The following is a 12,812-nucleotide window of genomic DNA, read 5'->3' as shown; positions in this document are numbered from 1 at the left end:
TCAGTCGCCGCCGCACGTTCAGCTCGCCCCCTCCACTCCTCTCCGTCCGCTCTGCGGTTGGCCGGACGGTCACACGGAGAACTCCCATGTCCGCAGTACGCCCCATCATCACCCGCCCCTCGCAGCACCCTACCCTGCGCATCACCGAAGAGCCCGAGCGGGATGTCTACTGGATCCACATGCACGCCAACCTGGTCAACCAGCCGGGCCGCCCGTGCTTCGCCTCGCGCCTGGTCGATGACATCGTCGACTACCAGCACGAACTGGGCGATCGCCTCAGCGCCTCGCACGCTCTGTCACCCCATGTCGTTCTTGCCTCGGACAGTGACGTATTCAACTTGGGCGGCGACCTGGAACTGTTCTGCCGCCTGATCCGCGAAGGCGACCGCGCCCGCCTGCTCGACTATGCCCAGCGCTGCGTGCGCGGCGTGCATGCCTTCCATGCCGGCCTGGGAACCCGTGCCCACAGCATCGCCCTGGTCCAGGGCAATGCACTGGGTGGCGGCTTCGAGGCTGCACTCAGCTGCCACACCATCGTCGCCGAGGAAGGCGTGCTGATGGGCCTGCCGGAGGTGCTGTTCGACCTGTTCCCGGGCATGGGCGCCTACTCCTTCCTGTGCCAGCGGATCAGCCCACGACTGGCCGAGAAGATCATGCTGGAAGGCAACCTTTACACCGCCAGCCAGCTGAAGGAAATGGGCCTGGTCGACATCGTGGTGCCGGTGGGCGAAGGCGTTGCCGCAGTCGAACAGGTGATCAAGGAAAGCCGGCGCATTCCGCACGCGTGGGCGGCGATGCGTGAGGTCAACGAGATCGCCACCATGGTGCCGCTGCATGAAATGATGCGGATCACCGAGATCTGGGTGGACACCGCCATGCAGCTGGGCGAGAAGTCCCTGCGCACCATGGATCGGCTGGTACGGGCGCAGGCCCGGCGCAATGGCGACCCGGCCTGATCGTCTGGCGGGTCAGGACGGGCTGCGCTCGCTGTCGTCGCGGTGTGGTGCCCCCGCACTACGGGCGGCCAACGCATTCCTGCCGTTGCGCAGCGCGGTCGCCAGGTTGCCGAGGCGGGAGCTCCATTCACCCTTAAGCTGCCAGTCCGCCATGCGCATGATTTCGCCACTGGAGGCGGCAACCTGGACAAGCCCCAGGTTGCTCGCCACGCCACGCAGCGCGTGGGCGTGCTCGCGGAAATCCTCCCACGCCTGGCGCTCGCCGCAGCCCTGCAGCTGGCCCATGCTCGCGTCCACGTCCGCCAGGCACTGGTCGATGAACTTGCGTTCGAAGCCATCGCCCATGCCCAGTGATGCCAACTCATCCAGTACAGCGGTATCGAGCACGCCATCGCCGACCGGCAGTGCCGGCACCGACTGGATGCCGGACTCGGCGCGGGTGTTGGCGGCAACATCGGCCAGCACTTCCAGCAGGCGGGTGGCCACCACGGGCTTGGCAAGGAAGGCGCGGGCACCGGCCTGCTCGCAACGCAGGATCGATTCGGGGGTGACGTCCGCGCTCAGCACCATGACCGGCACGTAAGGCATGCCACTGGCCTGCATCACCCGCAGCTGCTTGAGCAGGTCGAGTCCGCTCATGCCGGGCATGTGCAGATCGACGATCGCGGCGTCGTAACTGGCCTGCTCCAACGCATCGAGCACTTCGGCACCGCCATTGACGCAGGTAACCTTGTGGCCGGCCTTCTCCAGCAACCGCTGCAGCACCATGCGGTTGGCTTCATGGTCGTCGGCCACCAGAACCCGCAGGCTGCGCACCCGTGCGCGATGGCGCAGGAAGGGGTTGGAAAACGCGATGACATTGCCGGCTTCAGCCACCTCGGACGGAACCGTCGGGGCTGAAGAGGTGTCTGCGACGTCCAGTGTGATCTCGACCCAGAACACGCTGCCGCGCGGGCTGTTCGGCGCATAGCCGACCTGCCCGCCCATCGATTCCACCAGGCCCTTGGCAATGGCGGTGCCCAGACCGGTGCCTTCATGGCGTCGGGCAAGGCCGACATCGCCCTGTTCGAAGGCATTGAACAGGCGCCCGCGCAACGCCACAGGTACGCCGATGCCGGTATCGACGATCTCGAATCGCAGCCGCATCCGCTCGCTGCCCAGCGCATCGGGGCTGGACACGCGCAGATGCACGTAACCGCTGTCGGTGAACTTGACCGCATTGCCCATCAGGTTCAGCAGGATCTGCTGCAGATGCCCGGCATCACCCAGCAGGCGCGGCGGCACGTTGTCGTCCACCTGCACGCGATAATCGAGCGACTTGGAACGGGTCTGCGGGGTCAGGATCAGGTTGATTGCCTGCAGCACGTCGGCCAGCGCGAACTCGTGCCACTCCACGCGCACCTTGCCGGCTTCGATCGCGGAGATGTCCAGCACCTCTTCCACCAGCGCCAGCAGGCTGCGGGTCGAAGCCTGGATGGTGTTCAGGCACTCGCGCTGTTCGTCGTCCAGGCGGGTGGTGGCCAGCACTTCGGTCATGCCGGCCAGCCCGTTCAACGGCGTGCGGAACTCATGGCTCATGTTGGCCAGGAAGCGGCTCTTGGCTTCGTTGGCTTGGCGTGCCTCGGCCACCGCCCGGGTCAAGGCATGCAGCAGCGAATCGAAGTACAGCGGAATCGCGCCCAGGCCCAGCAGCAGGCCCCAGCCCAGATAATCGTGGCTACGCCAGTACGGCGACAGCATCACCGTACACAGGAAGGCGAGGCAGCCCATGGCCGTGGCCACACGCAGGTAGGTGCTGCCGTAGCGCATGCCGTTGCCGATCGTCACCCACAGCATCACCGCATACAGCGGCGCGGCCGGCTCGCCCTGGATCGTCATGATCCAGGCCATGCAGGTGTAGTCGGTCAGCATGCCGATCACCCGGCGCACATGCGACACGCCCGGATTGACCAGGATCGCGGTCAGCAGGCCGGCGGAGATGGTCAGCTCGAAAGCGAGGATCAGCCAGGTCGCCGTCAGCGCCTCACCGCCACCACTCAGCGAGCGCCAGCCGAGATAGCTGATGAACAGCGCCGTGATGATGATGCGGATCAGGTTCTGCGCGTGCTCGCTGTCCTCGCGCCCGGACAGGCGCTGCTTGAAGCGGGCCAGCAGCGAGCGCTTGTCGGAGCCAGCGGCGGGAGTCGTATCCATGGTCGGATGTCGCATCCTTCGGCGCAGCAGGGAGGAGCAGCACAACGGTACTGCCAGCAACCCCAACCACAGGGAAATGGCCAGGCCCAGGTTGGCCTGCCAGTAAGGGGTCAACAGCACGGTAGTGCCGAAACTGACCATCGCCAGCACGATGGCAGCGGCCAGGTAACGCGACCCGAAGCGCAGGCCGTTGCCCACCGTGACCCACATCACCACCGCATACACCCACGCCAGCGGTTCGCCCATCTGGATCATGCCGACTGCGATCAGGCCATAGTCGGCCAGCATCCCGATGGCCCGCCGTGGATCGGAGCGGTCAGGCTTCCACAGCAGCCAGCCGAACAGCAGCAGCGACAGGCCCATCCCGGTCAACACCGTTGCCAGCACGCCCTGGTACTGCTCCAGGCGGTGCAGTCGAGCGCCCGACAGGAGCACATAGACCAGGATCAGCGAGATCAGCGCCACTCGCACGATCGCCTGGCCATGCTCCGAATCCGGACGCTGCGCCAACCGGCGCTTCACGCGTGCGAACAGGTCCTGCACGTCACCCACCCGGTCGCGTCGATGCCGTCGAGTGCTGGGCGCAGATATCCATCAACTGCTGGTGGCCGCGCATCAGCGCATCCACGCAACGTGGATCGAACAGGCGGCCACGCTGGGCGTACAGATAAGCCAGTGTGGCTTCCATGGTCCATGCTTCCTTGTACGGACGGGGCGAAATCAGGGCATCAAAAACGTCGGCGACGGCGACGATGCGCGCTTCCAGCGGGATCGCCTCACCGACCAGGCCATCAGGATAGCCACTGCCGTCATAGCGCTCGTGGTGGCGCAGCGCGATCAGCGCACCGACCTGGATGAAACGGTTCTGGCTGCCACTGAGCAGCTCATGGCCAATCCGCGGGTGCCGGCGCATGATCGCCAGCTCCTCGTCGTTGAGCTTGCCCTGCTTGAGCAGCACCGCATCGGGAATGGCGATCTTGCCCATGTCGTGCAGCGGCGCCGCCATCTCGATCAGGCGGACGTCGTCTTCGGGCAGGCCGAGCTGTTCGGCAATCAACCCCGCCACGCGTGCCATGCGCTCAAGGTAGGCGCTGGTGCCGGCATCACGGAACTCGATCGCCCGCGCCAATCGCGACAGGGTCTCGCGTTCGCGTTCCTCGACCTCGTGCATGCTCGCCAGCAGGCGCTGCTCCAGCGACAACGCCCGCTGCTTCACGTTCTCGGTCTGCTGGCGCAGCTGCAGCAGGTTGTAGCAGCGCGCACGCAGTTCGCGTGGGCGGATCGGCTTGACCAGAAAATCAATGACGCCCGCTTCCAGCGCGGCCTGCCGGATCGGCTCATCGCCGACCACGGTGATCAGGATCACCGGAATGTCCCGGTGCTTGGGCAGACGGCGGAAACGACGGGCAAATTCCAGCCCGTCCATCTCCGGCATGCGGTAATCGAGCAGCAGCAGGTCGACCGGATGCGCCTCGCACCAGGCCAATGCGGTCAGCGGATCACCGAAGTCATACACGCTCAGTTCGGGCGCGATGTCCTCGATGACGTGACGCAGCATCGTCCGGGCGGACGTCTGGTCGTCAACAATGACGATGTTCAACGCGTACTCTGCCTGGTTTCTCGACCATGCTGGATCATCAGCAGGCGAGGATACCCTGCCGCTGCGAACGCTCGCACCCTGCATCGGCCTGACTCCCGTGTCATGCGTCCCGGTTCATGATCGTCATCACATTGTGAAGCGGACTCTCCACAGTGCGCACTCCCCCTGACGCCGATCAAGCCACAACAGACGTCAAGGTAGTGCATTAACGATACGCCGAGTGCGGGAGGCGTCAATCGCGCCGTCTCATTTCGCGACGGCGCGCACAAACAGGAGTCAAAAAGACGACTTACTGCTCCGGACGCATGTACGGGAACAGCAGCACGTCACGGATCGAGCTGCTACCGGTCAGCAGCATCACCAGGCGATCGACACCGATGCCGAGGCCGCCGGTCGGAGCCATGCCGTACTCCAGCGCACGGATGTAGTCGGCGTCGTAGTGCATGGCCTCGTCGTCGCCACCTTCCTTCGCGGCCACCTGGGCCTGGAAGCGCTGGGCCTGGTCTTCCGGGTCATTCAGCTCGGAGAAGCCGTTGGCCAGTTCCTTGCCGTTGACGAACAGCTCGAAGCGGTCGGTGTAACCCGGATCATTGTCGTTGGCGCGGGCCAGCGGCGAGACTTCCACCGGATGATCGGTGATGAAGGTCGGCTGGATCAGGGTGTGCTCGACAGTGGCCTCGAAGATCTCCAGCAGCAGCTTGCCCCAGCCGTAAGACGGCTTGACGCGGATCTTCAAGCGCTCGCAATGGCGCAGCAGCGCGTCACGGTCGGTGCAGTCCGCGGCGGAGATTTCCGGATTGTGATGGCGCACCGCCTCGTCCATGCGCCAGCGGCGGAATGCCGGGCCCAGGTCGATCTTCGAGCCGTCCCATTCGACCTCGGTGCCACCGTTGACGGCCTTGGCAACGTCACGGATCACGCCTTCGGTCAGGTCCATGATCTCGTTGTACGTGGCGTAGGCCTCGTACAGCTCCATCATGGTGAATTCCGGGTTGTGGCGGGTGCTGACGCCTTCATTGCGGAAGTTGCGGTTGATCTCGTACACGCGCTCCAGGCCACCCACGGTCAGGCGCTTGAGGTAAAGCTCAGGCGCCACGCGCAGGTACAGGTCCAGGTCCAGCGCGTTGTGGTGGGTGGTGAACGGCTTGGCCGCCGCGCCGCCGGGGATGTAATGCATCATCGGCGTCTCGACTTCCAGGAAGTCGCGGTTGTCCAGCCACGCGCGCATGGCGCGGATGATCTTCGAGCGCTTGATGAAGACCGCGCGCGACTCCGGGGTCACGATCAGGTCGACGTAACGCTGGCGGTAACGCTGCTCGACGTCGGCCAGGCCATGCCACTTGTCCGGCAGCGGGCGCAGCGACTTGGTCAGCAGGCGGATCGATTCGGCCTTGACCGACAGCTCGCCGGTCTTGGTACGGGTCAGGCCGCCTTCGACGGCGATGATGTCGCCCACGTCCCAGCCCTTGAAGGCGGTATAGGCATCGCCCAGCACCGTGCCCTGCAGGAACAGCTGGATGCGGCCGGACTCGTCCTGGATCTGCGCGAAGCTGGCCTTGCCCATGATGCGCTTGGCCATCAGGCGGCCCGCCATTTTCACCTGGCGGCCGTTGCCTTCCAGGGCCTCGGCGGTCCACTGTTCGGCATCGGCGAATTCATCCTGCAGGCGGCCGGCGAAGTCCTCGCGACGGAAGTCGTTCGGGTACGCGATGCCCTGCCCACGCAGCGCTTTGAGTTTCTCACGGCGCTCGGCGATCAACTTGTTTTCGTCGACGGGGGGGGGTATCGGTAGCTTCGCTCATGGATCTGCGGGAATCGTGTAGTGAGGGGGGATGCTGCGCCCGGCACAGCCGGTTGCCCAGCATACCAAAACCGCCCTGCCCCGGCCCTGGGCCGGACCCGCCCAGATGGCCGCCAACCTTGGTTGGCGGTCCGTGGGTCGACCAAGGTCGACACCTACCGGATTCCGGGGAACCGATGCCCCGGCAGGCGCCTGCCTTGGCCGGCGGTCCGTCGACCAAGGTCGGCACCCACAGGAGCACCTGGTCCGGCGTCAGCCGTTGCCGGGAAACGCCTGCCGCAGCTCGTCCACCAGCACCCGCTGGTTTTCCGAGTAATCGACCGGCACCGACACCAGGTGCACCCCTCCCTCGTTGAAGGCCGCCTCCAGCGTCGGGATGAACTGCTCGATGGCCGTCACCTCATGCCCCTTGCAGCCATAGGCCTCGGCATACTTCACGAAATCGGGATTGCTGAAGGTCATGCCGTAGTCGGTGAAGCCATCCACCGCCTGCTTCCAGCGGATCATGCCGTAGGCGCCGTCGTTGAGGATCAGCACCACCAGGTTCAGACCCAGCCGACGCGCCGTTTCCAGCTCCTGACTGTTCATCATGAAACCGCCATCACCGCACACCGCCAGCACCCGCCGCTGCGGATACAGGATCGAGGCCATGATCGCCGACGGCAGGCCCGCACCCATGGTCGCCAGCGCGTTGTCCAGCAGCAGCGTGTTGGCCACCTGGGTGCGGTAATTGCGCGCAAACCAGATCTTGTACATGCCGTTGTCCAGCGCCACGATGCCGTCCGGCGGCATCACCTGGCGCACGTCGTGCACCAGCCGCTGCGGGGTGAATCCAGCTTCCTCGGCACGGTCAGCCAGGTGTTCCAGAATGGTCGCGCGCAGCGGCAGCAGCGCGTCAGCATTCGGCACCGCGCCTTCGATACGGTCGGCCAGCTGGGTCAGCGCGCGGCCGATATCACCGATCACTTCCACCTGCGGGAAGTACACCTGCTCCACCGCCGCCTGCGAATAGCCGATATGGATCACGGTCGGCCCCCCCGGGCGCATCACGAACGGCGGCTTCTCGGTGACCTCATGGCCGATGGTCACGATCACGTCGGCCTGGTCGATGGCCATGTGCACGTAGTCGCGCTCGGTCAGCGCCGCAGTGCCCATGTACAGGCCCGATCCACCGGCCACCGCGCCCTTGCCCATCTGCGTGGTGAAGAACGGAATACCGGCACGCAGCACGAACGCCGACAGCGCTTCGCTGGACTGCGGCCGCGACGCCGCAGAAGCGATCATCAACAACGGTCGCTTGGCGTTGCGGATGATCTCCGCCGCGCGGTCCAGCGCCTCCGGACTGGCAATGGGACGATCCACCGCGTGCGGCGGAATCAGCGCTACGTCCCCGACCTCATCGGCCGCGATGTCTTCGGGCAGCTCCAGCAGCACCGGGCCCGGGCGCTCTTCCAGCGCGGTACGGAATGCCTCGCGGACGATCGTCGGGATGGTGCGCGCGGAGACGATCTGCCGCGCCTGCTTGGTCAGCGGCTTCATGGTGCTGACGATGTCGACGATCTGGAAGCGCGCCTGCTTGCTGGCGACGATGCCCTTCTGGCCGGTGATCATGATGACCGGCCATGCACCGAGCAGCGCATAGGCCGCGCCCGTGGTGAAGTTGAGCGCGCCCGGGCCGAGCGTGGCCAGGCACACGCCGGGCTTGCCGGTCAGGCGGCCATAGGTGGCTGCCATGAACACCGCCGCCTGTTCGTGGCGGGTGATGACCAGCTCGATGCTGGAATGGCGCAGCGACTCGACCACGTCGAGATTCTCTTCGCCGGGAATGCCGAAAATGCGCTCGACGCCTTCGTTCTCAAGCGCGGCGACAAGCAGATCTGAACCCTTGGACATTGGAATGCCGTCCTTTTCGCTGGACTGGTGATGGATCGTTGCAGGAAGGATGGAAGCTGCGCGTCAACGCTTGTCGAACCACACCGTCTGCGCGTTGACGAATTCGCGGACGCCGAAGTGCGAGAGTTCGCGGCCGAAGCCGCTCTTCTTCACGCCGCCGATCGGCACGCGCGGGTCGGAGGCGGAGAAACCGTTGACGAACACGCCACCGGTCTGCAGCCGGCGCGCCAGCTGCATCGCACGGGCGCGGTCGCCGGTCCACAGGTTGCCGCTGAGGCCGAACTCACTCTGGTTGGCCAGCTCCACCGCATGGTCGGCATCGCGTGCGCGGCTGATCGAGGCCACCGGACCGAACGTTTCGGTGTCGAAGGCCTGCATGCCCGGCTCCACGTCCGCCAGCACGGTGGGGGCATAGAAAGCGCCCGGGCGATCCAGCTGATGGCCACCGACCAGCAGCTTCGCGCCCGCGTCCACCGAAGCGCGCACCTGCGCGTCCAGCTGTTCCAGCAGGTCCTGGCGGGCCATCGGGCCAATGCGGTTGCCCGCTTCACGGCCATCACCGATGGTCAGCGCCTGCACCTTCTGGCAGAACTGCGCCACGAAACGGTCGTATATCGCGTCTTCAACGATGATGCGCTTGCCGGCGATGCACACCTGCCCGGTGTTCTGGAAGCGCGAAGCCACGGCCGCATCGACGGCAGCGTCCAGATCGGCGTCGGCCAGCACGATGAACGGGTCCGAGCCGCCCAGTTCCAGCACCACCTTCTTCAGCGCCTGCCCGGCCTGGGCGGCGATGCTGCGGCCGGCAACCACGCTGCCCGTCAGGGTCACCGCCGCGATGCGGTCATCGGCAATGGCACGGCTGGTGCCCTCGCGGCTGATGTTCGCGGCGATGAAGGTACCTTCCGGCAACCCAGCGTCGCGCCAGGCGGCGTCGAGCAGCTGCGCGGTACCGACGATGTTCTCGGCCGGCTTCAACAGGAAGCCGTTGCCCCCCATCAGGATCGGCACCGCCGCGCGCATCACCTGCCAGTACGGGAAGTTCCACGGCATGATGCCCAGCACTACGCCCAGCGGCAGGTAGGACACATAAGCCTTGTCGTCGGGCACCTGGGCCGGTTCGTCGCGCAGGAACTGGGCACCGTTGTCGGCGTACCAGTCGCACAGCACGGCGCATTTCTCGATTTCGGCCAGGGATTCGGCCTGGACCTTGCCCATTTCGGCGGTAGCCAGCGCAGCCAGCTTTTCACGGTCGCGGCGCAGTACCGCCGCCATCGCACGCAGTACATCTGCGCGCTGTTCGAGGCTCTTGGCACTCCAGGCCGCGAAACCGACCTGGCCGCGGTCGAGGATTGTTTCCAGTTCGGCGTCGGTGACGAAGGGATGGCTGGCGATCTGTTCACCGGTGGCCGGATCGCGCGAAATGGCAGTGCTGGGGGCAGCGGACATGCAGGGCTCCTGTTGTCTCGACAACGGGCGGTGGCCCGTCTCCTGCACAGGAATGTGGACCCGATTGGCGGAGGCAACAAGGCGTCTGCTTATCCTGTGACCTGCACTTACCTGCCTGAATGGGGTTTTCGGCAGGGCTGCGCCCTGCACCCGCTACGGTCCAGAGCAACAGCAACAGCAACAGCAGAAGCTGGTTCCCTGAGGGATGGCGGGGTGGGTCCGGTTGCGGGAGACGCCGTAAACCCTTCCATGGGGGCTTGGCCGCGGCATCCATGCCGCGGACACTCCCGCAACCGGACCCACCCCGCCTTCGACAGAGTTCTGCGATCTGTCGGGACGGCGCTCTGCGTTGCTGTTGGTGGGTGTCGACCTTGGTCGACACAGTAGACCCACGCCATGCGTGGATGACTCATTCGATATCTGAGAGAAAAATCGTGTCGACCAAGGTCGACACCTACCAACAGCCGCGCGGAACAAAGCCGCAGTTGCCAACAGCCGCGTGAACCTGTCGAAGGTGGGGCGGTGTCGGCGTGCGGGGTGTCAGCCGCATGGATGCGGCTGCCAAGCCTACACGGACGTACTTGCGGCGTCCCCGCACTCCGACACCGCCCCGCCAAACCACGGAACCTAGCTCTGGCTCTGGCTCTGGCCGTTGCATTGAGCAGGTGCAGGGCTGCAAGCCCTGCCGAACACCCCCTACTTCCGCGGCAGGTAGGTCACCAGGGAAAGATCGTGCCGGCTCTCCGGCACCAGCGCCACGTACTGCAGGTCCAGCAGCCCGCGCGTGGGGTGGTTGAGCTTCTTCGCCCCTTCGTCGAACCGCCGCACATCGTGCTCCGGCCACCATTGGCGGAACTCTTCGCTGTGCGCGGCGATGTCTTCCACCAGCGCCAGGAACGGCGCCTTGTCCGGCGCCTGCGCCATCGCCGCACGGAAACCCGCCAGCAGGCCGCGGGTCATTTCTTCCCAGTTGAGAATCAGCGTGCGGTACGGCGGGTACAGGAACATCAGCCGCAGCGTATTGCGCTCATGCGGCGCCAGCCGGCTGTAGTCCACGAACAGCTCGGCGATGGCCGGGTTCCAGGCCAGGATGTCGAAGCGGGTATTGCGCACGTAGGCCGGGATCGGCTGCATCGCCTCCACCAGCTGGCGCAGGCCGTCGGTCACGCTCTCGTCCGGCGATTCCAGAGGCACGCCGTAGCCGGACAGCGCGAATGCATAGGCGCGCTCGTCGTCGCTCATGCGCAACACCTGCGCAAGGCGCTCCAGCACTTCGGGCGAGGCGCGCACTTCGCGGCCCTGCTCGATCCAGGTGTACCAGCTGACGCTGACCCCGATCGCCAACGCCACTTCCTCGCGCTTCAGGCCCGGGGTGCGCCGGCGCCCGCCCGGCAGGCCGAGCGTGGCGGGGTCGACACGGGCGCGGCAGGCCTTGAGGAAGCCGCCGAGTTCCTTGCGTTCACTTTCGCTGCGCATCATCGCTAACGCCGTACCCGTTCTAGCGTCGAGCCATGCTCGACGCATCTGCTACTGCGCCAACAGCAGCCGAGCATGGGCTCGGCTCTACCGGAAGCGTGATCAGCCACCCTCGGCGTTGCGCACGAGGGTGACGATATCCGCGCAGGCGCGTCGATCAGGCATCGACGCGCTTGGAGCCCACGGCCAGGCCGGCCTTCAGGCTGGCTTCGACGAATTCGTCGAGGTCGCCGTCGAGCACCTTCTGCGTATCCGAACGTTCGATGCCGGTGCGCAGGTCCTTGATACGGCTCTGGTCGAGCACGTAGTTGCGGATCTGGCTGCCCCAGCCGATATCGGACTTGGTGGCTTCCACCGCGTCCTTCTCGGCGTTGCGCTTCTGGATCTCCAGCTCGTACAGCTTGGCGGCCAGCATCTTCATCGCGTTGTCGCGGTTCTGGTGCTGGCTGCGGCCGGTCTGGCAGGCCACAACGATGTTGGTCGGGATGTGGGTGATTCGCACCGCCGACTCGGTCTTGTTCACGTGCTGGCCACCGGCGCCGGACGAACGGTACACGTCGGTGCGCAGGTCGGCCGGGTTGATGGTGATGTCGATGTTGTCATCGATCTCCGGCGACACGAACACCGAGGTGAAGCTGGTGTGGCGGCGGTTGTCCGAGTCGAACGGCGACTTGCGCACCAGGCGGTGCACGCCGGTCTCGGTCTTCAGCCAGCCGTAGGCATAGTCGCCTTCCACGCGCAGCGTGGCCGACTTGATACCGGCGACGTCGCCACCGGAGACTTCCATCAGCTCGGTCTTCCAGCCGCGCGATTCACACCAGCGCAGGTACATGCGCAGCAGGATCTCGGCCCAGTCCTGGGCTTCGGTGCCACCAGCACCGGCCTGGATGTCGACGAACGCGGCGGCATTGTCCATCTCGCCGGAGAACATGCGCTGGAATTCCAGCTTCTCGACGTGCGCCTGGTGCTTGTCCAGGTCGGCGACCACCGCCAGTGCGGTGTCCTCGTCCTGCTCGGACTCGGCCAGCTCGAGCAGTTCGGTGGCGTCGTTCAGGCCATCCAGCACCGAGGCGATGCCGCCCACGGTCTTTTCCAGGCTGGAACGCTCGCGGCCCAGGTTCTGGGCATACTCGGCGTTGTTCCAGACGTCGGGGCTTTCCAGCTCCCGCGTTACTTCTTCAAGACGCTCTTTCTTGGCGTCGTAGTCAAAGATACCCCCGAAGCGACAGCACGCGATCGGTCAGATCGGTGATGCGCTGGCGGACAGGATTCAGTTCGATCATGTCGGCGGTTATGCATTCAAAAGATGACTGGTAATGATACCGCAGGCGGGCGACTCCCGGCATGAGGCCCGCCCCCCGCCCGCCCGCGCCTCGGTAGAGTCGACTGTCAGTCGACTATCGCGCGCAGCGCAGGCTTCACCAGAATCTGAACGAACAGCAGT

The 12,812-nt window shown here is 65.6% G+C and carries 8 protein-coding genes; 1 reads left to right on the top strand and 7 read right to left on the bottom strand.

Going from position 1 to position 12,812, the window contains the following annotated elements; genetic code table 11:
- Positions 1 to 86 precede the first annotated feature (86 nt).
- Complete coding sequence (locus FQS62_RS10305) at positions 87 to 956, top strand: diffusible signal factor synthase RpfF (RefSeq protein ID WP_088479906.1); 870 nt, start codon at positions 87 to 89, stop codon at positions 954 to 956.
- A 12-nt stretch (positions 957 to 968) separates the two neighbouring features.
- On the opposite strand, the gene FQS62_RS10300 is transcribed toward FQS62_RS10305, so the two are convergent.
- The 7 genes from FQS62_RS10300 to prfB form a co-directional block, all read right to left on the bottom strand.
- On the bottom strand, positions 969 to 3,701 hold the full coding sequence (locus tag FQS62_RS10300; protein WP_100442754.1) for a response regulator: 2,733 nt from the start codon (positions 3,699 to 3,701) through the stop codon (positions 969 to 971).
- Positions 3,694 to 4,833 (bottom strand): cyclic di-GMP phosphodiesterase response regulator RpfG, encoded by a 1,140-nt coding sequence (locus FQS62_RS10295; protein ID WP_006364528.1) that lies wholly within the window; start codon positions 4,831 to 4,833, stop codon positions 3,694 to 3,696. The genes FQS62_RS10300 and FQS62_RS10295 overlap by 8 nt, the downstream gene beginning before the upstream one ends.
- A 205-nt stretch (positions 4,834 to 5,038) precedes the next feature.
- On the bottom strand, positions 5,039 to 6,535 hold the full coding sequence (lysS, locus tag FQS62_RS10290; RefSeq protein WP_226053519.1) for a lysine--tRNA ligase: 1,497 nt from the start codon (positions 6,533 to 6,535) through the stop codon (positions 5,039 to 5,041).
- Between the two features lie 267 nt (positions 6,536 to 6,802).
- Positions 6,803 to 8,443, bottom strand: a complete 1,641-nt coding sequence (locus FQS62_RS10285; protein WP_088479908.1) for an acetolactate synthase large subunit — start codon at positions 8,441 to 8,443, stop codon at positions 6,803 to 6,805.
- Positions 8,444 to 8,506: 63 nt separating this feature from the next.
- The gene (locus tag FQS62_RS10280; protein ID WP_208044109.1) at positions 8,507 to 9,892 is read right to left on the bottom strand and encodes an NAD-dependent succinate-semialdehyde dehydrogenase; all 1,386 of its coding nucleotides are present in this window, start codon (positions 9,890 to 9,892) and stop codon (positions 8,507 to 8,509) included.
- Positions 9,893 to 10,588: 696 nt separating this feature from the next.
- Positions 10,589 to 11,371, bottom strand: coding sequence for a helix-turn-helix transcriptional regulator (locus tag FQS62_RS10275; protein ID WP_208043167.1), 783 nt, complete (start codon positions 11,369 to 11,371; stop codon positions 10,589 to 10,591).
- A 154-nt stretch (positions 11,372 to 11,525) separates the two neighbouring features.
- Positions 11,526 to 12,651 (bottom strand): peptide chain release factor 2 gene (gene prfB, locus FQS62_RS10270; protein ID WP_014037064.1). Its coding sequence is split into 2 segments (ribosomal slippage): positions 11,526 to 12,575 and positions 12,577 to 12,651, totalling 1,125 coding nucleotides; the frame shifts between segments, so codons are not numbered across the junction.
- Between the last annotated feature and the right edge of the window lie 161 nt (positions 12,652 to 12,812).

This window comes from Stenotrophomonas sp. SBJS02 (assembly GCF_020428325.2).
Lineage (GTDB): Bacteria > Pseudomonadota > Gammaproteobacteria > Xanthomonadales > Xanthomonadaceae > Stenotrophomonas > Stenotrophomonas africana.
This window is presented reverse-complemented; position numbering and strand designations above follow the sequence as displayed.